Annotated in this window: 22 protein-coding genes; 10 read left to right on the top strand and 12 right to left on the bottom strand. The window is 68.7% G+C overall.

Annotation, left to right across the window (positions count from 1 at the left end; all coding sequences use genetic code 11):
* The first annotated feature begins 44 nt into the window (after positions 1-44).
* Together QFZ27_RS02525 and QFZ27_RS02520 are read left to right on the top strand one after the other, a co-directional pair.
* Positions 45-905: a LysR substrate-binding domain-containing protein gene (locus QFZ27_RS02525; protein ID WP_429224509.1), complete on the top strand. Its 861-nt coding sequence runs from the start codon at positions 45-47 to the stop codon at positions 903-905.
* 21 nt (positions 906-926) lie between these two features.
* Complete coding sequence (locus tag QFZ27_RS02520; RefSeq protein ID WP_429224508.1) at positions 927-1,469, top strand: dihydrofolate reductase family protein; 543 nt, start codon at positions 927-929, stop codon at positions 1,467-1,469.
* 84 nt (positions 1,470-1,553) lie between these two features.
* Here the strand turns inward: QFZ27_RS02520 and QFZ27_RS02515 are convergent, their stop codons facing one another.
* The 3 genes from QFZ27_RS02515 to QFZ27_RS02505 are packed head-to-tail and all read right to left on the bottom strand — an operon-like array spanning position 1,554 to position 3,375.
* A complete protein-coding gene (locus QFZ27_RS02515) occupies positions 1,554-2,657 on the bottom strand; it encodes a 5-(carboxyamino)imidazole ribonucleotide synthase (RefSeq protein ID WP_429224507.1) in 1,104 nt (367 codons plus the stop codon).
* A complete protein-coding gene (gene purE / locus QFZ27_RS02510; protein WP_429224506.1) occupies positions 2,654-3,154 on the bottom strand; it encodes a 5-(carboxyamino)imidazole ribonucleotide mutase in 501 nt (166 codons plus the stop codon). The genes QFZ27_RS02515 and purE overlap by 4 nt, the downstream gene beginning before the upstream one ends.
* 20 nt (positions 3,155-3,174) lie before the next feature.
* Positions 3,175-3,375: a YdcH family protein gene (locus QFZ27_RS02505; RefSeq protein ID WP_342241837.1), complete on the bottom strand. Its 201-nt coding sequence runs from the start codon at positions 3,373-3,375 to the stop codon at positions 3,175-3,177.
* Between the two features lie 185 nt (positions 3,376-3,560).
* On the opposite strand from QFZ27_RS02505, the gene QFZ27_RS02500 reads away from it, so the two are divergent.
* Positions 3,561-4,643, top strand: coding sequence for an ATP-dependent 6-phosphofructokinase (locus tag QFZ27_RS02500; protein ID WP_429224505.1), 1,083 nt, complete (start codon positions 3,561-3,563; stop codon positions 4,641-4,643).
* Between the two features lie 68 nt (positions 4,644-4,711).
* Here the strand turns inward: QFZ27_RS02500 and QFZ27_RS02495 are convergent, their stop codons facing one another.
* The 5 genes from QFZ27_RS02495 to QFZ27_RS02475 all read right to left on the bottom strand — a co-directional run bounded on the left by QFZ27_RS02495 (position 4,712) and on the right by QFZ27_RS02475 (position 8,522).
* Entirely contained in the window at positions 4,712-5,167 is a 456-nt protein-coding gene (locus tag QFZ27_RS02495) for an OmpA family protein (RefSeq protein ID WP_429224504.1), read from the bottom strand.
* Positions 5,168-5,358: 191 nt separating this feature from the next.
* Positions 5,359-5,598: a hypothetical protein gene (locus QFZ27_RS02490; protein ID WP_429224503.1), complete on the bottom strand. Its 240-nt coding sequence runs from the start codon at positions 5,596-5,598 to the stop codon at positions 5,359-5,361.
* A gap of 151 nt (positions 5,599-5,749) precedes the next feature.
* On the bottom strand, positions 5,750-6,472 hold the full coding sequence (locus tag QFZ27_RS02485) for an MOSC domain-containing protein (protein ID WP_429224502.1): 723 nt from the start codon (positions 6,470-6,472) through the stop codon (positions 5,750-5,752).
* Between the two features lie 51 nt (positions 6,473-6,523).
* On the bottom strand, positions 6,524-7,708 hold the full coding sequence (locus QFZ27_RS02480) for a DUF3734 domain-containing protein (RefSeq protein WP_429224501.1): 1,185 nt from the start codon (positions 7,706-7,708) through the stop codon (positions 6,524-6,526).
* A gap of 76 nt (positions 7,709-7,784) precedes the next feature.
* Positions 7,785-8,522 carry an acetoacetate decarboxylase gene (locus QFZ27_RS02475; protein WP_429224500.1) on the bottom strand — a complete coding sequence of 246 codons (738 nt, stop codon included), beginning with the start codon at positions 8,520-8,522 and terminating at the stop codon, positions 7,785-7,787.
* Between the two features lie 244 nt (positions 8,523-8,766).
* Between QFZ27_RS02475 and QFZ27_RS02470 the strand changes: the two genes are divergently transcribed.
* On the top strand, positions 8,767-8,934 hold the full coding sequence (locus QFZ27_RS02470) for a YdcH family protein (RefSeq protein ID WP_342236376.1): 168 nt from the start codon (positions 8,767-8,769) through the stop codon (positions 8,932-8,934).
* A gap of 82 nt (positions 8,935-9,016) precedes the next feature.
* On the opposite strand, the gene QFZ27_RS02465 is transcribed toward QFZ27_RS02470, so the two are convergent.
* Positions 9,017-9,610 (bottom strand): DUF1013 domain-containing protein, encoded by a 594-nt coding sequence (locus QFZ27_RS02465; RefSeq protein WP_429224499.1) that lies wholly within the window; start codon positions 9,608-9,610, stop codon positions 9,017-9,019.
* A gap of 146 nt (positions 9,611-9,756) precedes the next feature.
* Positions 9,757-10,755 (bottom strand): NAD(P)H-quinone oxidoreductase, encoded by a 999-nt coding sequence (locus QFZ27_RS02460; protein WP_429224498.1) that lies wholly within the window; start codon positions 10,753-10,755, stop codon positions 9,757-9,759.
* A 194-nt stretch (positions 10,756-10,949) separates the two neighbouring features.
* Here QFZ27_RS02460 and QFZ27_RS02455 point away from each other — a divergent pair, with 194 nt between their 5' ends.
* From QFZ27_RS02455 to QFZ27_RS02445, 3 genes are all read left to right on the top strand, one after another.
* The gene (locus QFZ27_RS02455; RefSeq protein ID WP_429224497.1) at positions 10,950-11,132 is read left to right on the top strand and encodes a DUF1192 domain-containing protein; all 183 of its coding nucleotides are present in this window, start codon (positions 10,950-10,952) and stop codon (positions 11,130-11,132) included.
* A 52-nt stretch (positions 11,133-11,184) separates the two neighbouring features.
* Positions 11,185-11,967, top strand: coding sequence for a 3-hydroxybutyrate dehydrogenase (locus QFZ27_RS02450; protein ID WP_429224496.1), 783 nt, complete (start codon positions 11,185-11,187; stop codon positions 11,965-11,967).
* A gap of 167 nt (positions 11,968-12,134) precedes the next feature.
* Entirely contained in the window at positions 12,135-12,596 is a 462-nt protein-coding gene (locus tag QFZ27_RS02445; RefSeq protein ID WP_138888047.1) for an Hsp20 family protein, read from the top strand.
* A gap of 318 nt (positions 12,597-12,914) precedes the next feature.
* Here QFZ27_RS02445 and QFZ27_RS02440 read toward each other — a convergent pair whose 3' ends face one another.
* Positions 12,915-14,810, bottom strand: coding sequence for a propionyl-CoA synthetase (locus QFZ27_RS02440; RefSeq protein WP_429224495.1), 1,896 nt, complete (start codon positions 14,808-14,810; stop codon positions 12,915-12,917).
* A 161-nt stretch (positions 14,811-14,971) separates the two neighbouring features.
* On the opposite strand from QFZ27_RS02440, the gene QFZ27_RS02435 reads away from it, so the two are divergent.
* Both QFZ27_RS02435 and QFZ27_RS02430 read left to right on the top strand, forming a co-directional pair.
* The gene (locus QFZ27_RS02435; RefSeq protein ID WP_429224494.1) at positions 14,972-16,591 is read left to right on the top strand and encodes an acyl-CoA synthetase; all 1,620 of its coding nucleotides are present in this window, start codon (positions 14,972-14,974) and stop codon (positions 16,589-16,591) included.
* Between the two features lie 132 nt (positions 16,592-16,723).
* Positions 16,724-16,984, top strand: coding sequence for a hypothetical protein (locus QFZ27_RS02430; RefSeq protein WP_429224493.1), 261 nt, complete (start codon positions 16,724-16,726; stop codon positions 16,982-16,984).
* A 12-nt stretch (positions 16,985-16,996) separates the two neighbouring features.
* On the opposite strand, the gene QFZ27_RS02425 is transcribed toward QFZ27_RS02430, so the two are convergent.
* On the bottom strand, positions 16,997-18,334 hold the full coding sequence (locus QFZ27_RS02425; RefSeq protein WP_429224492.1) for an MFS transporter: 1,338 nt from the start codon (positions 18,332-18,334) through the stop codon (positions 16,997-16,999).
* Between the two features lie 189 nt (positions 18,335-18,523).
* Between QFZ27_RS02425 and QFZ27_RS02420 the strand changes: the two genes are divergently transcribed.
* Complete coding sequence (locus QFZ27_RS02420) at positions 18,524-19,009, top strand: MarR family winged helix-turn-helix transcriptional regulator (protein ID WP_429224491.1); 486 nt, start codon at positions 18,524-18,526, stop codon at positions 19,007-19,009.
* Position 19,010 lies beyond the last annotated feature (1 nt).

Raw genomic sequence — 19,010 nt, 5'->3', positions numbered from 1 at the left:
ATAAATCCAATACGCGTTTTCCATGCTATCTATAGGCTATGCCGATGAACCTGATGCAGCTGCGCGCCTTCCACGCCGTGGCGACCCAGGCCAGCTTCACCCTGGCGGCGCGGACGCTGGGGCTGACCCAGCCGACCCTGTCGCAATCGGTTAAGGCGCTGGAGGAGCGCTACGGCGTGCTGCTGTTCGAGCGCAGCTCACGCCGGGTGCAGCCGACCGAGATGGGGCGGCGGCTGTTCCAGCTGACCACCCGCCTGTTCGACACCGAGCAGGAGGCGGCGATGCTGCTGGAGGGCTCGGCCCAACTGGCCCGCGGCCTGCTGCAGCTCGGCGCCGACAGCCCGTATTACGTCATGCCACTGATCGCCGAATTCGACCGCCGCCATCCGCAGGTCGAGATCCGGCTGTCGATCGGCAATGCCGGCGCGGTGCTGGAGGACCTGTCGGAGGCGCGGCTGGACGTGGCGCTGCTGTCCAATCCGCCGGTCGATCCGCGCTTCCACATCGTGCCGCTGTATCGCGACCCGGTGCGGCTGATGCTGCCGGAAGGCCATCCGCTGGCGATGGGCGACGCGGTGCCGGTCGCGGCGCTGGCCGGGCAGCGGCTGGTGATGCGCGAAAATGGGTCGATGACCCGGCGCACGGTCGAGCGCGGGCTGGCGGAGGCGGAGATCGCGCCCGGCGCGGTGTTCGAGGTGACCGGCCGCGAGGCGGTGCAGGAGGCGGTGGCGCTGGGCCTCGGCCTCGGCTTCATCTCTGCGGGCGAGATCCGTCCCGACCCGCGCATCGCCGTCCGGTCGCTGGGTGACTGCGCCTGGCACACCGACGAATATGTGCTGTGCCAGCGCGACCGTCGCCGCTTCCCGGCGATCCGCGCCTTCGTCGAGCTGGCGGCGGCTGCCTGAGGCCGATACAGGGAGGGCAAGATGAGGAAGGTCATCGTCACCGAATTCATCAGCGCCGACGGCATTGCCGAGGTCGAAAGACTGACGGGCGTGCCCTGGAATGCCGAGATGGATCAGTTCAAGAATGACGAGCTTGCCGACAGCGGCGCGATGCTGCTGGGGCGTACGACCTATCAGATCTTCGCCGGCTCCTGGCCCAGCGAAACCGGAGACTTCGCCGACAGGTTCAACGCACTGCCGAAATACGTCGCGTCGACGACATTGACGGCACTCGACTGGACGCCCGCGGAGGTGCTGAAGGGCGCATTGCCGGACGCCGTCAGGGCGCTGAAGCAGGGGAGCGGCGGCAACATCTATGTCCATGGCAGCATCAGCGTCGCCCAGGAACTGATGCGGCATGGTCTCGTCGACCGCATCCGGCTCCTCAGCTATCCGGTGGCTCTGGGTCAGGGAAAGCCGTTCTTCGCGCCTGGCGAGCAGCACAGGCTCGAACTAATCTCGGCCGCGCGCTTCAGCAACGGCATCCTGGCCCTGGAATATGCGCCGGTGAGGACAGCGTCGTGAGTCCAGCCGGAACGGCGCAGCACCGGAAGGTCCCGGCCGCAGAGATGGTTTGGAAATGCGCCAGTAGCGTTTACAAACCGTCTCTCAGCCCTTCGGCACCAGCCGGTTGACATGGCCCATCTTGCGGCCGGGGCGCGGGGCGCCCTTGCCGTAGAGATGCAGCCTGGCGCCGGGCTCGGCCAGGAACTCCGGCCAGCGCAGCACGTCGTCGCCGATCAGGTTCTGCATCACGGCATTGGAATGGCGTTCGGTCGACCCCAGCGGCAGGCCGCAGACGGCGCGGACCAGCTGCTCGAACTGGTCGCAGGTGCAGGCATCCTGGGTCCAGTGGCCGGAATTGTGCGGCCGCGGCGCCAGCTCGTTGACCAGCAGGCCGCCATCGCGCGCCTCGAACAGCTCCACCGCCAGCAGGCCGACCATGTCCAGCGCCGTGATCAGCGTGCGGGCGATCTCCTCCGCCTCCCGGGCGCGTGCCGGCGCCAGGTCCGGGGCGGGCGCGATCGTCTCCGACAGGATATGGTCGCGGTGCCGGTTCTCGACCGCAGGATAGCAGACCACCGACCCGTCGACGCCGCGGGCGGCGATCACCGACAGCTCGCGGGCGAAGTCGACGAAGCCCTCGAGAATCGCCGGCCGGCTGCCTAGCTTCTGCCAGGCCGCGGCGGCGTCGGCGGGGTCGCGGATCACCGCCTGGCCCTTGCCGTCATAGCCCTCGCGCCGGGTCTTCAGCACCGACGGCGTGCCGATCGCGGCCACCGCCGCGGCCAGCTCCTCGGCCGAGCCCACGGCCCGCCAGGGCGCGGTGCCGATGCCGTGCCGGTTGCAGAAATCCTTCTCCGCCACCCGGTCCTGGCACACGGCGAGGCCGTCCGGCCCCGGCCGCACCGGCACGCGCGCGGCTAGGTGCAGCACGGTCTCGTAGGGGATGTTCTCGAATTCGTAGGTGACGACATCGACCTGGGCGGCGAAGGCGTCCAGCGCCGCGTGGTCGGTGTAGGAGGACAGGGTCCACCGGTCGGTCACCTGGGCGCAGGGGCTGTCCGGGTCCGGGCACAGCACATGGGTGCGGTAGCCGAGGCGGGCCGCGGCCAGGGCGGTCATGCGGCCGAGCTGGCCGCCGCCGAGCATGCCGATGACGCTTCCAGGAGGCAGGGGGCCGGGCGGGAGGGGAGAAACGGTGCTGCTCATTCGTCCTTCGGGTGCTCGGCCACGGCCTCGGTCTGGCGCTTCCGCCAATCGTCCAGCGCGTCGGCCACCGCTGCGTCGCTGAGCGCCAGGATGGAGGCTGCGAGCAGCGCCGCGTTGATCGCCCCGGCCCGGCCGATCGCCAGCGTGCCGACCGGGATGCCGCCCGGCATCTGCACGATCGACAGCAGGCTGTCCATGCCCTTCAGCGCCTTGCTCTCGACCGGCACGCCCAGCACCGGCAGCGGCGTCATCGCGGCCGCCATGCCCGGCAGATGGGCGGCGCCGCCGGCGCCGGCGATGATCACCTTGACGCCGCGGCCGCGCGCCTCGCGGGCGAAGTCGACCAGCCGCTCCGGCGTGCGGTGGGCCGAGACGATGCGTGCCTCATGGCCGATGCCCAGCAGCGACAGCGTCTCCGCCGCGTGGCGCATGGTTTCCCAGTCGGACTGGCTGCCCATGATGATGGCCACGGGCGGCGCGGCGGCGGGTTCGGCCATCGGTCGGCAATCCTCGGACTCTAGGCGATGATGTCGGGCAGCAGCCGGCTCTCGATCATGGTGATCTGATCCTTGAGCAGCAGCTTGCGCTTCTTCAGGCGCTGGATCTGAAGCTGGTTGACGGGACCATCCGCGGTCAGCCGGTCGATGATCTCGTCGAGGTCGCGGTGCTCGACCCGCAAAGCGGCCAGCTTCTCCTGCATCGACTCGATGTCGATCATTCCCTCAAACGGCCTTTCCTGCGGGTCCCGGGTTTCAACGGCGCCCGATCATACCAAAGGGAGCGGCCCGACCGGAACGCGTTTGACGCGGGGGTGACGCCCCGGCGGCGCATCGGGCTCTTACAGCACCGGGCGCTTCCCGGTACAAGGGGGAACTGCAACCGGGAGCGGGAACGAAGCACGGCATGGCGGGCGAGAAGCGCATCGGGATTCTCACCAGCGGCGGCGACTGCGCCGGGCTCAATGCGGTGATCCGCGCGGCGGTGTGCCGGGCCGACGGGCTCGGCTGGACCGTGATCGGCATCAAGGAGGGCACCTCCGGCCTGCTGTCCCGGCCGCTGCGCTACGAGGTGCTGACGCCGGACAAGATGACGACCGCGGTGATGCGCCAGGGCGGCACCATCCTCGGCACCACCAACAAGGGCGACCCCTTCGCCTTCCCGATGTCCGACGGCACGCTGAAGGACCGGTCGGTCGAGATCATCGGCGGCTATCACGAGCTCGGCCTCGACGCGCTGATCGGCGTCGGCGGCGACGGCAGCCATCAGATCCTGCGGCGCCTGGCGCAGCAGGGTGGCTTCAACTATGTCGGCATCCCGAAGACGATCGACAACGATGTCGGGCTTACCGAGGTCTCGGTCGGCTTCGACACCGCGGTGGCGGTGGCGACCGAGGCGCTGGACCGGCTGCAGCCGACCGCGGCCAGCCACGCCCGGGTGATGGTGCTGGAGGTGATGGGCCGCGATGCCGGCCATATCGCCCTGGCCGCGGGCATCGCCGGCGGCGCCGATGTGATCCTGATCCCGGAGATCCCGTTCTCGATCGACTCCGTCGCCCACAAGATCCGCGAGGTGCGCAAGACCGGCCGCAACTTCGCGCTGGTGGTGGTGTCGGAGGCGGTGAAGACCGCCGACGGCACCAAGGTGCACAAGGACTATCACGGCGGCGAAAAGCGCTTCGGCGGCATCGGCGACTACGTCGCCTTCAAGATCGCCGACAGCACGGGGGCGGAGACGCGGGTGACGGTGCTGGGCCATGTCCAGCGCGGGTCGATGCCCAGCTGGCGCGACCGGCTGATCGCCTCGGCCTTCGGCGCCCATGCGGTCGACCTGATCGCCGAGGGCAAGTTCGACCGCCTGGTTGCGTGGTCCGACCGCCGGGTGATCGACGTGCCGCTGCAGGACGCGATCGCCGAATACCAGGACATCAAGCATGGCGACCCCCTGCTCAAGACCGCCCGCGCGCTGGGGATTTGTCTAGGGGATTGAGGCGAGGCGGTTCGGCTGGGGCGGATTCGACCCGGAGCGGACAGGTGCCTCCGCTCGTTAAAGGCCACCTATTGCCGATTCAACCCATACCCAGGAGCACAAGTAGTCTTGCCCAGCGGCGGCCTCACCGGCTCGAAGGCGATGATAACAATCCGGCCGAAGCCAGCCCTTTTCATGTCCTCCTCTGAGAAAAGAGGGGCTTCTTGGCCAATCGCCTCGACCGTGATTAGCTGATCGGAAATACCAAGTTCGATCAACTTGCGCCGAACCGCCTCCGCGCGGCGTAGCGACAAGGTTCGATTCAGCGGCGGCGTGGATTCATCGTCAGCCTCTCCCGTCAGGAGGACTTTCGTGGTCTCCCGCATGCAAATGTCGTAAGCAGCACCGACAACCGCCCCTTCTTGTTCAGGAGATAGCGCCGCGCTGCCTTTCTCGAACATTACTAAGAATGGTCGTCGGCCCTCATCGATCACCACAATTTCACGTGCTTTGGGCGCACAGCCTGCGGCCATGATCGCCATCATGGCAAGAAATCCTACCTTGACCACGATACTCCCCTTTTCAGCACCGTCCGACCTCATAAAGGTGTCAAATTCAATCCCTGCTACACCCGTAGGATTGGTTAAGCGACCAGGATAGCGGAGTTGTCCGCTTTCCGCCCGAAGCGGCCACCCGAGCTTTATCGCTCAGATTGATAGTGAGCGATCGAGGCCTCTTAGGATCCGTTCGCCGTAGACTTGGTATAGGCTGCGGCGACCAAAATGATTGCAACTATGTCCTCAAATTCTTCTTTTCCAATCGGGTCCATTTCATCATACCGCGATTGATCATCCCCGCGACCAAACCAACCGTGGTGCTTTCCTATGCGAAAAAATTCGTGAGCCGCTGCCTCAATCTCCAGTTGGGAAGGGCAGAATTTTTTCTTTTCTTCCTGAGAAAGCTTTAGGTGCATCATGCTGCCTCGATATGGAATTCGCGTCAGTATCGCACAGCGGACGTTTTTTGCTCGACGGCTCGCGCTGGCTGATGCAGCCACCCCTCTGTCACGCAGTCCGCTTTCCGCCCAATGGCGACACTCCCGCCTCAGCGCCGAGCGGGCTGCGACTCTAATCCAGCACCCGCGCCGCGTCGCCGACCCGGATCTCGCCCGCCGCCTCGACCGTGCACAGCACGCCGAGATGGGTGGCGTTGCGCTTGGCCACTGCCATCAGCACCGCGGGGTCGAGCGGCAGGTCGCCCTGGGCCAGGGTGGTAAAGGCGCAGCGCACGCAGGGATCGACGATGCGGATTCGCACATCGCCGATCGCCACCAGCCGCCCGATCCAGCCGGTCTCGGCGAAGCCCTCGGCATCGGGCAGGTCGAGCACCAGGTTCGGCCGGAACCGGCGCTCGTCGATGGCGCTGTCCGGCAGGATCGCCTGCAGCGCCGCCAGCGAGGCGGTGGTCAGGATGTGGATCGGGTGGCGCTCGTAGCGTGGCTTCAACGGCCCCGCCGTCGCCGTCTCGGCCGCGTCGGCGGCGTGCGGCCGCACCTGTACGGGAAAGCCGAAATGCGCGGCCAGGGCGTCGCCGGCGGCCTCGGCCGGCAGGCTGTTGCCGTCCGGGAAATCCAGCCGCAGCCCGTCGCCGGTGCTGCGGGCCCGGATCTGCGGCGCCGGGCGCCAGCGGCGCTTGCTCTCCGGGAAGGCGGTCTCGCCGCTGTCCCGGTCGGCCAGGCCCCATTCCCGGTCGCCGGCCAGGCCCGTGGCATCGACGGCGCACACCTCCAGCTGCTCGCCGCCGAGCGAGCTGACCGGATAGCGCCACAGCGCCGCGACTCCTCCGTCCATCGCAAAACCCCTGCCATCCGCCGGCATTATCGCGGATACCGGGGTGGGCCGCTACCGGTCCTGCCGATGCACGTCGTGGCTCACCACGCCGTCCTCCGACGCCGTCGGGCGGTCCAGCCGGCGCGGATCGGCCAGGGTGCGGCGGATGTCGTCGAGGCCGCTCTGCCAGTGCTCGCGCATCGCGTCCAGCCCGAACTCGTAGTCCTTGGAATGGCCCTCATAGGTCTTCGTCTGGTAGATCAGCTGGATGATGTTGTAGGCCCGCTCGCAGGCCAGTTCGGCGATCTCCTGCATCTCCGGGTCCTGCTTCGCGCCCTCCGGCAGCCGGTCCATCACCCGCTGCAGCGCCCGGCGCATCTTCTGCATCTGCATCATGTAGGTGGTGATGGCGCGGGTGCGGCTGGAGTACTGGATGTCCTTCTGCCGGCTCGACACCTCCATCAGGTCGTCCGGCATCCGGCCCTTGGCCGACCACAGGTCGACCTGGAAGGTCAGGGTGTCGCGCCGCGGCTCGGTCGACAGCACATAGGACAGGGGCGTGTTCGAGACCACGCCGCCGTCCCAGTAGAACTCGCCGTCGATCTCGACCGCCGGGAAGCCGGGCGGCAGGGCGCCGGAGGCCATGAAGTGCTCCGGCCCCAGCTTCCGCTCCGCCGTGTCGAAGTAGACGAAGTTGCCGCTGCGGACATTGACCGCGCCGACGCTGACCCGGATGTCGCCGGAGTTCAGCCGGTCGAAGTCGACCAGCCGCAGCAGCGTGTCGCGCAGCGGGCTGGTGTCGTAGAAGCTGGTGGCGGCGTCGCCGGCGAAGGGCGACAGGTAAGGCGGCGGGAAGCGCGGCTTGAAGAAGCCGGGCTGGCCCTGGAACAGCGCCCGCATCGCCGCGGCGGCATTGTGCACCGAGCGCATGTCGAAGGCAAAGGGCAGCGCTTCCGCCAGCCCCTCGCTGCTCGGCCATTCGACCGGGACGGCGCAGATCGTCTCCCAGAACTCGCGCAGCCGGTCGACGCGCTGGGATTCAGGGGATCCTGCGATCACCGCGGTGTTGAGCGCGCCGATCGAGATGCCGGCCAGCCAGGTCGGCTCGATCCCGGCCTCGTGCAGCCCCTCATAGACCCCGGCCTGGTAGGCGCCCAGCGCACCGCCGCCCTGCAGCACCAGGGCGACGACGTCATAGGGCGGCACCTCGATGTGCCCGGGGGCGCTGCGCGCCTGCTTCCGTTTCACGCCACGCATTCAGCGGTCTCCTCGGGGCCGGATGCCCGGCCCCGCATATAGGTTGGGGTGCGGCTGACCGCACCCCGGCGCCGTGTCAGGCGAGGTAGTCGTGGACGACGGTGCCGAGGCCGAGCGTCAGGTCGGCGACCAGATGCTTGGCCGACAGCACCTCCAGCACCGGCAGCTCGGCGACCGGCGCCAAGGCATGCGGATAGAGGTCCAGCGCCGCCGGTCCGGTCCAGGCGCCCTTCACGGTCACATCCTCGAGATAGTACCGCACCAGCTCGCAGATCCGCGGGCTGCCGTCGACATGCGGGATGATCTTGAGCAGGAAGTTCGGCGCGCCCAGGCCCCTGGCCTCGGCGGCGAGGTCCAGGGCGCGGTGCTTGTAGCCCATGGTGCCGGTGGCGATGCGGACCGAGCCGTAGTTCAGCGTGCCGACCAGCGTGTCGGTCTCCACCGCCAGGGTCGGCTGGGCCAGCTTCTTCGGAAAGCCCCACAGCTCGCGCCCGCCGGCGATCGGCGGGTGGTCGTTCAGGAACATCTGGTGGGTGTAGCCGCCGACCTGACCCTGGTACCGCACCGGGATCACTTGGCCGCTCTCGGTGTAGTCGCCGAAGCCGGTCGAATCCGGCATGCGGATGAACTCGTAATTCACCACCGGCTCGACGATCTCCAGCGGCTCCGGCACCACCCGGCGCAGCGCCTCCGGATCGGTGCGGTAGCGGATGATGAAGTACTGGCGGTCGACGAAGCGGTACGGCCCCGGCGGGAAGGCCGGGCTGGTCAGCGGCATGGCGAAGGCGGTCTCCCGCACGGTCTTGGCATCCATCTCGCTGCGTCCTCGCTGTTGTGCGCTGCACAAGACTAGCCGAGCGAAGCGGCGGGAGGAGTCGGAAACCGTCGCGTTAAGGAAATTTCACGCTGGCGACGCGGCGGATGGCGCGGGGCGACCGATTGTCTCGCTTCCGTAACAGGAATAGATGCCACGTTGACTTGCAACCGCCATCGGGGCGTAACATATGGGAAAAAGGAGGGGCTGAACCACTGTCCAGCTTTCAACAGAGGAGCGAGAGATGGCTGTCGCAGAGCGTATTGAAGCGCTTCGGACCAAGCACGCCGCCCTGGATCGCACATTGGAAGACGCGGTCCACCGCCCCCTACCCGACGAACTCGAGATCGTACGGCTGAAAAAGGAAAAGCTGAGACTGAAGGATGAGATGGCGCGATTGGATCACGCCTGACGGAGAGATCACGGATCTCCGAATTCTAAGGGCGGTGCCGGGGGGCGCCGCCCTTTGTCGTTTGAGGAGGCCGAGATGCGCCTCAGTCCTCCCGGGTGTCCTCGGAATCCTCGTCGAAGCTGACGGTCGGGGTCGGGATCGCGCCCGGCGGCAGGTTGGCGCGGGCCTTGGTCAGCGCCGCATCCAGCTCCAGATAGGAACAAAGACCCACCATCACCGGGCTGCGCGGCTTCAGGTTCGGTGAATTCCAGTGGCTCTTGTCGCGGATCGCCTGAATGGTCGGCTTGGTGGTGCCGATCAGCTTGCAGATCTGCGCGTCCGACAGTTCCGGATGCTCCTTCAGCAGATAGGCGATCGCGTCCGGCTTGTCGCCACGCTTGGTCACCGGCGTGTAGCGCGGGCCCTTGGAGCGGGCGACCGGCTGCGGCATGTCCGAGATCGCCATGCGCAGCCGGGCGTTCGGGTCGGCCTGGCAGCGGTCGATCTCGGCCTGGGTCAGCTGGCCGTTGACGATCGGGTCAAGCCCGACCATGCCGATCGCGACTTCGCCGTCGGCGATGGCCCGGATCTCCAGCTCATGCAGGCCGCAGAAGGCGGCGATCTGGTCGAAGCTCAGCGACGTGTTCTCGACGAGCCAGACGGCGGTCGCCTTCGGCATCAGGGGCTGTTTGTTCATTCTTCGGATACTCCTCTGCGCAAAGCGATCCCGCCGCGACCGGCCGGGCGGCCGACCTGTCCTCTCGCACTCGTATTTAAGGGAGGGGAGCGGGGTCGGCGCGGCGCCGCCCACTGTGCTCGACCTAGGGATGTCCCACGTCCGAGTCAAGCGAGGAGTATGATTTTCCCGACATGCGCGCTCGATTCCATCAGCGCATGCGCCTCCGCCGCCTGCGCCAGCGGGAAGGTGGCGTGGATCACCGGCCTGACCCGCCCGGCCTCGATCAGCGGCCAGACCTCGGCCTGCAGCGCCGCGGCGATGGCGCCCTTCTCGGCGACGCTGCGCGGCCGCAGGGTCGACCCGGTCAGGGTCAGCCGCTTGGCCATCACCTTCTGCAGGTCGATCTCGACTTTCGAGCCCTTGAGGAAGGCGATGCTGACGTGCCGGCCGTCCACCGCCAGCGCATCGATGTTGCGGGCGACATAGTCGCCGCCGACCATGTCGAGGATCAGGTCGACGCCGCGGCCGCCGGTCTTCTCCTTGACCACGGCCAGGAAGTCCTGCTCGCGGTAGTCGATCGCGACATCGGCGCCCAGGTCGCGGCAGGCTTGGGCCTTCTCGGCGCTGCCGGCGGTGGCGAAGACGATGGCGCCCCAGGCCTTGGCCAATTGGATCGCGGTGGTGCCGATGCCGCTCGAACCGCCATGCACCAGGAAGCGCTCGCCGGTCTGCAGCCGGCCGCGCTCGAACACATTGGTCCAGACGGTGAACAGGGTCTCGGGCAGGCCGGCCGCCTCGGTCGCGGACAGGCCCTGCGGGATCGGCAGGCATTGCGGCGCCGGGGCGATGCAGAATTCGGCATAGCCGCCGCCGGAGACCAGGGCGCAGACCGGGTCGCCGACCGACCAGCCCGTCACCTGCGGGCCGATGCCGGCGACGTGGCCTGCGACCTCCAGCCCCGGCAGCGGGCTGGCGCCCGGCGGCGGGTTGTACATCCCCTTGCGCTGCAGCACGTCGGGCCGGTTCACCCCCGCGGCCTCGACCCTGATCAGGATCTCGCCGGTCCCGGGGGACGGCACCGGCAGGGTCGCCGGCTTCAGCACCTCGGGCCCGCCGGGGGCCTCGATCACGATCGCGGTCATGGTCTCGGGAAGGCTTGTCATCAGCTCTCGCCCTGTCTTTCGGAAAGGGGCCGGATCATGGCCGAAATGTCATGCGGCCGTCATCCGGGCGTCGGATGGGGCGGCCTAAGGTCGCCCGTCGACAGTGCAGGCGCTCCGGCACGCTTGCGCTCCGGGCTTGCCGATCCTCGCGCCGCCCGCGAGGATTGTCCATCCGCTGCCGAAGGAGATGGCCGATGGACCCCGAAGATCTCGAACCGCGCCAGCGCAAGGCGCCCCCGAAGCCGTTGGACGGGCTTTCGGTCGCCGAGCTCGAGGCGTATGTCGCCGAGCTGGAGGCCGAGATCGCCCGCGCCCGCGGCGTGATCGCCGGCAAGCAGAGCCATAAATCGGTCGCGGATGCGCTGTTCAAGCGCTGAGACGGAACGCCCTCGAACACTTTTCTCTCCCCGTCATCTAAGGAACGGACCCATGTTGAAGGGCAAGGTAGCGATCGTCACCGGATCGACCAGCGGCATCGGGCTGGGCATCGCCCGGGTGCTGACCGGGCAAGGCGCGGACATCGTGCTGAACGGCTTCGGCGACGCCGGCGAGATCGAGGCGATCCGCAGCGGCATCGAGCGCGAGCACGGCGTGCGCGCGGTCTATGACGGCGCCGACATGTCGAAGGGCGACGCGGTGCGCGGCCTGGTCGCCGCCACGGTCGAGAAGCTCGGCCGGGTCGACATCCTGGTGAACAATGCCGGCATCCAGTTCACCGCTCCGGTCGAGACGTTCCCGGCCGAGAAGTGGGACGCGATCCTGGCGATCAACCTGTCGGCGGCCTTCCACGGCATCGCCGCCGCGGTGCCGGTCATGAAGAGCCAGGGCTGGGGCCGGATCGTCAACATCGCCTCCGCCCATGGCCTGGTCGCCTCGGCGCACAAGGCGGCCTATGTCGCGGCCAAGCACGGGCTGATCGGGCTGACCAAGGTGGTGGGGCTGGAGACGGCGGGCACCGGCGTCACCTGCAACGCGGTCTGCCCGGGCTGGGTGCGCACGCCGCTGGTCGAGAAGCAGATCAGCGCGATCGCAGCCGAGAAGGGCATCAGCCAGGAGGACGCGGCGCGGCAGCTGCTGGGCGAGAAGCAGCCCTCGATGACCTTCGTGACGCCGGAGCAGCTGGGCGGCACCGTCGCCTTCCTGTGCTCGGCCGCGGCCGAGCAGATCACCGGCACCAGCGTGTCGGTCGATGGCGGCTGGACCGCGCAGTAGCCGGTCGTCTCCCGGGATGGGCGCGATCATCGCCACCCCTTGAACCCGGAATTCACCCTCCCCAGATCGATGGTCGTGGCGGCGCCCAGCCGGGGCCGCCACGTCGCAAACCCCGCGGCGCGACCATGACGGTGCGCCGCACAGGTATCGCTCACTGGAGGATATCCATGCGTACTCTTGACCTTTCCCCGCTGTTCCGCTCGACCATCGGCATCGACCGCCTGTCGCGGCTGCTCGACTCCGCGCCGCAGTTCGACGCCGCGGCGCCGTCCTACCCGCCCTACAACATCGAGAAGACCGGCGAGGATGCCTACCGCATCACCATGGCGGTGGCGGGCTTCGGCGAGGACGACCTTGAGGTCGTGACCTCCGAGAACACCCTGACCATCCGCGCCAAGGCGACCTCCGACGAGGAGGAGAAGAGCCGGGTCTTCCTGCATCGCGGCATTGCTGGCCGGGCCTTCGAGCGGCGCTTCCAGCTCGCCGACTACATCAAGGTCGGCGGCGCGACGCTGGTGAACGGCCTGCTCAACATCGACCTGGTCCGCGAGGTGCCGGAGGCACAGAAGCCCCGCACCGTGAAGATCGCGGTCGGCCAGGCCGAGGCCCCGAAGCAGCTCGCCGCCTGACGTTCGACGAGGGGCGCCGCCAACAGCGGCCGCGCCCCTTGTTCCGAGCCGCACAGATAAAAAGAGGGCCGCTTTCCGCGGCCCTCGTTTTTTGAAGCCTCGCCTGCTCAACTCGAGCATTGAGCGACGATAAGAGCGCTTTTGCCGCGGCGTCAAGAACTCGTTTGGGTCAGAAAAACCCTTTGTTTTGAAGGGTTTTCAGCTGTTGGCCGGCGCGTGGCGGCATTTGCTCGGGCGCAAGAGCGCTAAATGATCTTAAAAATGCAATATTTATGAGGGGTTGTCCTCTGCGGCTTAGACCGGATGGAAACGGGAACGTTACCCGCCTCCGTAACCCGATCGCAGAAGCGTCGCACGAATTTCATCGAGAATCGCCGGGTCGTCGATCGTCGCCGGCACGGCGAAGGGGAGCGAATCGGCGATTCGCACCATCGTCCCACGCAGGATCTTGCCCGACCGGGTCTTCGGCAGGCGATCGACGATCATCGCCGTCTTGAACGCCGCGACCGGGCCGATGCCGTCGCGCACCCGCTGCACCGCCTCGGCCGCGATGGCCTCGTGCGGCCGCGCCACCCCCGCCTTCAGCACCAGAAAGCCCAGCGGCACCTGTCCCTTCAGGTCGTCCGCCACCCCGATCACCGCGCATTCGGCGACGTCGGGATGGCCGGCCAGCACCTCCTCGATCTGCCCGGTCGACAGGCGGTGGCCGGCGACGTTGATGACGTCGTCCACCCGGCTCATGACGAAGACATAGCCGTCTTCGTCGACCAGCCCGGCATCGCCGGTCTTGTAATAGCCGGGATAGTCCTCGAGATAGGCGCTGCGGAAGCGGTCATCGGCCCGCCACAGCGTCGGCGCGGCGCCGGGCGGCATCGGCAGCCGGCAGGCCAGCGCGCCGATCTCGCCGGGCGGCATCTCGCGCCCGTCCGGCCCCAGCGCGCGCACGTCCCAGCCCGGCATCGGCCGGGTCGGCGACCCCGGCTTGACCGGCATCGGCTCCAGCCCCAGCGGATTGGCGCAGATCGGCCAGCCGGTCTCGGTCTGCCACCAATGGTCGATCACCGGCACCCGCAGCAGCCGCTCGGCCCAGCCCAGCGTGGCGGGGTCGCAGCGTTCCCCGGCCAGGAACAGGGCGCGGAAGCTCGACAGGTCGCGCCCGGCCAGCAGGCGGCCCTCCGGATCCTCGCGCTTGATGGCGCGGAAGGCGGTCGGCGCGGTGAACAGCACCGAGACGCCATGCTGCTCGACCACCCGCCAATAGGCGCCGGCATCGGGCGTGCCGACCGGCTTGCCCTCGTACATCACGCTGGTGCAGCCGGCCAGCAGCGGCCCGTAGACGATGTAGGAATGGCCGACCACCCAGCCGACGTCGGAAGCGGTCCACATCACCTCGCCGGGCGCCAAGCCATAGATTGCGGACATGCTCCAGGCCAGGGCCACGGCATGGCCGCCATTGTCGCGGACGATGCCCTTGGGCTGCCCGGTGGTGCCGGAGGTGTAGAGGATGTAGAGCGGATCGGTCGCCGCCACCGGCACGCAGGCCGCCGGCTCGGCCGCGCTCTCCAGCTCGGCCCAGTCGTGGTCGCGGCCAACGGTCATCGCCGCCGCGCATTGCGGCCGCTGCAGCACCACGGTCGCCGGCACCCTGTGCTTCGCCAGGCCGAGCGCAGCGTCGAGCAGCGGCTTGTAGGCGAGGACCCGCGACACCTCGATGCCGCAGGAGGCGGACACGACCAGCTTCGGCTCGCAATCGTCGATCCGCGCCGCCAGCTCGGGCGCCGCGAAGCCGCCGAACACCACGGAATGCACCGCGCCCAGCCGGGCGCAGGCCAGCATGGCGATCGCCGCCTCCGGCACCATCGGCATGTAGATCACCACCCGGTCGCCCGGACCGACGCCGAGGCTGCGCATGACGCCGGCGAAGCGGGCGACCCGGTCGGTCAGCTCGGCATAGGTGAAGCGCCGCACCGTGCCGGTGACCGGGCTGTCATGGATCAGCGCCAGCCGGTCGCCATGGCCGGCGGCGACGTGGCGGTCAAGCGCGTTGAAACAGGTGTTGAGCCGGCCGCCGGCGAACCAGCGGAAGAAGGGGGCGTTGCCGTCGTCCAGCACCCGGTCCCAGCGCCGGTCCCAGTCGATCGCGGCGGCGGCCTCGCCCCAGAACCTGTCCGGGTCTTCCAGCGCGCGGCGATAGGCCTCTTCATAGGCTCCCATGGCGTCCTCCCGGACTTTTGTTTCCTGAGCCTAGCGCCGTGCAGCCGTCGCGGCGAGGGGGCGCCGCCCCCGGTGTCGCGATCCGGCCATGGCCGGACGCGCCCGCGTTCCGCCAGAGACCGGGAGATGCCAGAATGCCTCCGCACAGGGAGACCCGAGCAATGCCGCACGCCTACGACACCGATCTCGACCGCAACGCCGCCAATCACGTGCCGCTGACGCCGATCTCCTTCCTCGGCCGCACCGCTTTGGCCCATCCGGATCGGACCGCAGTGGTCTATGGCGAGGTGAAGCGGAGCTGGCGCGAGACCGCGGAGCGCTGCCGCCGCCTGGCGTCGGCCCTGTCGCGCCGCGGCGTCAGCAAGAGCGACACGGTGGCGGTGATGGCGCCGAACATCCCGGAGGCGTTCGAGGCGACCTACGGCGTGCCGATGGCCGGCGCGGTGCTGTGCGCCCTCAACACCCGGCTCGACGCCGCGGCGATCGCCTTCCAGCTGCGCCATTCCGAGACCCGGGTGCTGCTGGCCGACCGCGAATACGCCGCGGTGGTGCGGGCGGCGCTGGCGCAGCTCGACGCGCCGCCGCTGGTGGTCGACATCGTCGACCCGGCGGTGGCGGGCGGGCCGGTCGGCGGCCTGGCCTATGAGGATTTCCTGGCCGAAGGCGACCCGTCCTGGGCGGGCGTGATGCCGGGCGACGAATGGGATGCCATCGCGCTCAACTACACCTCCGGCACCACCGGCGACCCGAAGGGCGTGGTGACGCATCACCGCGGCGCCTATCTCAACGCCATCGGCAACGTCGTCACCTGGGCCCTGCCGCACCATCCGGTCTATCTCTGGACCCTGCCGATGTTCCACTGCAACGGCTGGTGCTTCCCCTGGACGATCACGGCGATGGCCGGCACCCATGTCTGCCTGCGCCGGGTGGCCGCGCGCGAGATCTATGCGGCGATCGCCGACCACGGCGTCACCCATCTCTGCGGCGCGCCGATCGTCATGGGCATGCTGCTGAACGCCCCGGCCGGGGAGCGGCGCGACGTTCCGCAGCCGGTGCAGATGATGACCGCGGCCTCGCCGCCGCCCGCGACGGTGCTGGAGGGTATGGCCCGGCTCGGCATCAAGGTCACCCATGTCTACGGCCTGACCGAGGTCTATGGCCCGGCCGTGGTCTGCGACTGGAAGCCGGAATGGGACGATCTCCCGGCGGGCGAACAGGCGCGGCTGAAGTCGCGCCAGGGCCTGCCCTATGTGGTGCAGGAAGGGCTGATGGTGGCCGACCCCGACACTCTGGTTCCTGTGCCGGCCGACGGCGAGACCCTGGGCGAGGTGTTCATGCGCGGCAACATCACCATGAAGGGATACCTGAAGAACCCGTCGGCCACCGCCAAGGCCTTCGCCGGCGGCTGGTTCCACACCGGCGACCTCGGCGTCATGCATCCCGACTTCTATATCGAGCTGAAGGACCGGTCGAAGGACATCATCATCTCCGGCGGCGAGAACATCTCGACCATCGAGGTCGAGGGCGTGCTGTACCGCCACCCGGCGGTGCTGGAGGCGGCGGTGGTGGCGCGGCCGGACGAGAAATGGGGCGAGACCCCCTGCGCCTTCGTCACCCTGCGGCCGGGCGCCGAGGCGACGCCGGAGGAGATCATCGCCTTCAGCCGCCGGCATTTGGCTCATTTCAAATGCCCGAAGACGGTGGTGTTCGGCGACCTGCCCAAGACCTCGACCGGCAAGATCCAGAAATTCGTGCTGCGCGACCGCGCGCGGGCGCTGTGACGGGCGAGCGCATCCACAGCGTCTGGGATTTCTGGGACGCCCCGCGCGAGGGCATCGCCGACTTCCAGGGCCGGCCGCATATCTACAAGTGCCAGTTCAGCGAGGCCGAGGACGAGTGGACTGTTCTGGCTGATGGAAATCGACCCGGATCTGCTGGTCCTGGATCAGGAGCGTATGGTGATCTTTTCCCGGTGGAATCTGGCGTTCGAGGCCGGGAAGGCTTCGCTGCAAAGCCATCCGGCTCTGCCGCAGGATCGGGCGCGCTTGGAGGAACTGCAGCAAGCCATCGGCACTCGGCTGCAGCTCGTCCCGGAACGTGCGGCGATCAAGCGGGCCTACTTCGTGAAGTGCCAGGGTTCTGACGCTCTCGAGGTCGAATGGACAGAGCCTTAGGCGACGGCCGTATCAGCGGGGAGCCCGGACGGTGCCGGCAACGGCCGACTGTTCCGGAGCCGTCTCCACCGCCGCCAGGTCGGTGCCGCGGGTCTCGCGCGACAGCAGCACGCACAGGATGCCGGGCACCGCCATCAGTGCGGCGTAGATCGCGACCGATTGCGGCGTGCCGGTCCAGCCCAGCAGCGCCGTGCCGATCAGCGGCGCCACCGACCCGCCGACCACCGAGGCGACCTGGTAGCTGACCGACATGGCGGTGTAGCGCACCCGGGTCGGGAACAGCTCAGTGAACCAGGCCGACATGCTGCCGACAATGATGCCGTGGCAGGTCAGGGTCAGCAGCGTCACCCGCAGCACCGTCTCCGGCGCGGTCCCGGCCGGCAGGCTGAACAGCAGGGCGCCGGCGCCGATGCCGGCGACCAGACCCAGCAGCATCACCGGCCGCCGGCCGATCACGTCCGAGACCCACGCGGCCGCCATGATCACCGCGACCTCCAGGATCGAGCCCCAGAACAGCGCGTCGGACCCGACGCCGCGGGCGAGGCCCAGGAATTGCACCACCAGCACCAGGAAGAAGGTGGTGAACAGGTAGAACAGCGTGTTCTCCGCTGCCTTCACCAGGAACACCTGACCCATCGGCCGCCAATGGCTGCGCAGGGCCTCGGCCAGCGGTGCCGCCGGCAGCTCGCGGCGCTTCGCCGCCAGCTCGGCGAAGACCGGCGATTCCTCGATCCGCCGCCGCACCCAGAGCCCGAGCAGCACCAGCACGATCGAGAACAGGAAGGGCAGGCGCCAGGCCCATTCGACGAAGCCGGCCTCGCCGTAATGCGCGGTCAGGGCGCCGATGGTGGCGGCGGCCAGGACATTGGCGGCCGGGCCGCCGATCATCGGGAAGCTGGTCCAGAAGCCGCGCCGCCGGCCCGGCATGGATTCGGCGACGATCAGCAGGGCGCCGGTGGCCTCGCCGCCGACCGCGATGCCCTGCAGCACCCGCAACGTCACCAGCAGGACCGGCGCCAGCACCCCGGCCGCCGCATAGGTCGGCAGCAGGCCCATGGCGAAGGTGGCGGTGCCCATCATCAGCAGGCTGACCACCAGCGCGTTCTTGCGGCCGATCCGGTCGCCCAGCGCCCCGAACAGGATACCGCCCAGCGGCCGCGCCAGGAAGCCGACGGCGAAGGTGCCCAGGCTCAGCAGCGTGCCGGTCAGCGGATCCTCGCCGGGGAAGAAGACCGTGTTGAAGACGACCGTGGCGCAGAAGCCGAAGATGAAGAAATCGTACCACTCGATGATGGTGCCGACGGCGCTGGCGAACAGCAGGCGCACGCGCTCCGCGATCGTGGTCGTCATGGAATCCTCCCTCGTCCTTTGGTCGCCCGGTCCGGCCATCGCCTCGCGCCGGGCTTGCCGCCGCCGCGTCCTTGCGTATGGTCGGACATTCCGTCGGCCGTGCGTTTCCACGCGGCGGGCGGGCTGCCTTGAATGGAAACCAATCTCGTTTCATATGAAACGAATGTCAGGCGGGCGGGGAGGCCGGCGATGAGGGACCAGGCGGTGCGGGCGGAGTTCGATCTCGAGGCGTTCCTGCCCTATGAGCTGTCGGTGGTCAGCAACCGGGTCAGCCGCACCTTCGCCCGGCGCTATGCCGATGCCTTCGGGCTCAGCATCCCGGAATGGCGGGTGATGGCGATGGTCGGCCGCTATGCGCCCTTGTCCTCGAATCAGATCTGCGAGCGCACGGCGATGGACAAGGCCAAGGTCAGCCGGGCCGTCAGCCGGCTGATCGCCGCCGGCCATCTCAGCCGCGGCACCCACCCGGCCGACCAGCGGCTGATCCGGCTCGACTTCACCGCCGCCGGCCGCCGGGTCTACGACGCCATCGTGCCGCTGGCGCAGGAGATCGAATCCGAGCTGATGGCCGCCTTCGCGCCGGGCGAGCGCGAGGCGCTGCGCCGCCTGCTGCGCAAGCTCGACGCCCGCGTCGCCGGCCTCGGCACGCCGCCGGACGCGGCCGGGGAGGACTAGG

Source organism: Inquilinus ginsengisoli (assembly GCF_050434925.1).
Classification (GTDB): domain Bacteria; phylum Pseudomonadota; class Alphaproteobacteria; order DSM-16000; family Inquilinaceae; genus Inquilinus; species Inquilinus ginsengisoli_B.
Note: the sequence above shows the minus strand (reverse complement) of the source record. Positions and strands in the feature narration are given on the sequence as shown.

Coding starts and splice junctions, on each gene's coding strand:
- QFZ27_RS02480 (WP_429224501.1), bottom strand. CDS start 7,708: ATGCGTGGCGTGAAACGGAAGCAGGCGCGCAGCGCCCCCGGGCACATC.
- QFZ27_RS02495 (WP_429224504.1), bottom strand. CDS start 5,167: ATGATGGCGATCATGGCCGCAGGCTGTGCGCCCAAAGCACGTGAAATT.
- QFZ27_RS02505 (WP_342241837.1), bottom strand. CDS start 3,375: ATGATCGACATCGAGTCGATGCAGGAGAAGCTGGCCGCTTTGCGGGTC.
- QFZ27_RS02490 (WP_429224503.1), bottom strand. CDS start 5,598: ATGATGCACCTAAAGCTTTCTCAGGAAGAAAAGAAAAAATTCTGCCCT.
- QFZ27_RS02435 (WP_429224494.1), top strand. CDS start 14,972: ATGCCGCACGCCTACGACACCGATCTCGACCGCAACGCCGCCAATCAC.
- QFZ27_RS02455 (WP_429224497.1), top strand. CDS start 10,950: ATGGACCCCGAAGATCTCGAACCGCGCCAGCGCAAGGCGCCCCCGAAG.
- QFZ27_RS02420 (WP_429224491.1), top strand. CDS start 18,524: ATGAGGGACCAGGCGGTGCGGGCGGAGTTCGATCTCGAGGCGTTCCTG.
- QFZ27_RS02450 (WP_429224496.1), top strand. CDS start 11,185: ATGTTGAAGGGCAAGGTAGCGATCGTCACCGGATCGACCAGCGGCATC.
- QFZ27_RS02475 (WP_429224500.1), bottom strand. CDS start 8,522: ATGGATGCCAAGACCGTGCGGGAGACCGCCTTCGCCATGCCGCTGACC.
- QFZ27_RS02525 (WP_429224509.1), top strand. CDS start 45: ATGAACCTGATGCAGCTGCGCGCCTTCCACGCCGTGGCGACCCAGGCC.
- QFZ27_RS02460 (WP_429224498.1), bottom strand. CDS start 10,755: ATGACAAGCCTTCCCGAGACCATGACCGCGATCGTGATCGAGGCCCCC.
- QFZ27_RS02465 (WP_429224499.1), bottom strand. CDS start 9,610: ATGAACAAACAGCCCCTGATGCCGAAGGCGACCGCCGTCTGGCTCGTC.
- purE (WP_429224506.1), bottom strand. CDS start 3,154: ATGGCCGAACCCGCCGCCGCGCCGCCCGTGGCCATCATCATGGGCAGC.
- QFZ27_RS02425 (WP_429224492.1), bottom strand. CDS start 18,334: ATGACGACCACGATCGCGGAGCGCGTGCGCCTGCTGTTCGCCAGCGCC.
- QFZ27_RS02520 (WP_429224508.1), top strand. CDS start 927: ATGAGGAAGGTCATCGTCACCGAATTCATCAGCGCCGACGGCATTGCC.
- QFZ27_RS02500 (WP_429224505.1), top strand. CDS start 3,561: ATGGCGGGCGAGAAGCGCATCGGGATTCTCACCAGCGGCGGCGACTGC.
- QFZ27_RS02485 (WP_429224502.1), bottom strand. CDS start 6,472: ATGGACGGAGGAGTCGCGGCGCTGTGGCGCTATCCGGTCAGCTCGCTC.
- QFZ27_RS02445 (WP_138888047.1), top strand. CDS start 12,135: ATGCGTACTCTTGACCTTTCCCCGCTGTTCCGCTCGACCATCGGCATC.
- QFZ27_RS02515 (WP_429224507.1), bottom strand. CDS start 2,657: ATGAGCAGCACCGTTTCTCCCCTCCCGCCCGGCCCCCTGCCTCCTGGA.
- QFZ27_RS02440 (WP_429224495.1), bottom strand. CDS start 14,810: ATGGGAGCCTATGAAGAGGCCTATCGCCGCGCGCTGGAAGACCCGGAC.
- QFZ27_RS02470 (WP_342236376.1), top strand. CDS start 8,767: ATGGCTGTCGCAGAGCGTATTGAAGCGCTTCGGACCAAGCACGCCGCC.
- QFZ27_RS02430 (WP_429224493.1), top strand. CDS start 16,724: ATGGAAATCGACCCGGATCTGCTGGTCCTGGATCAGGAGCGTATGGTG.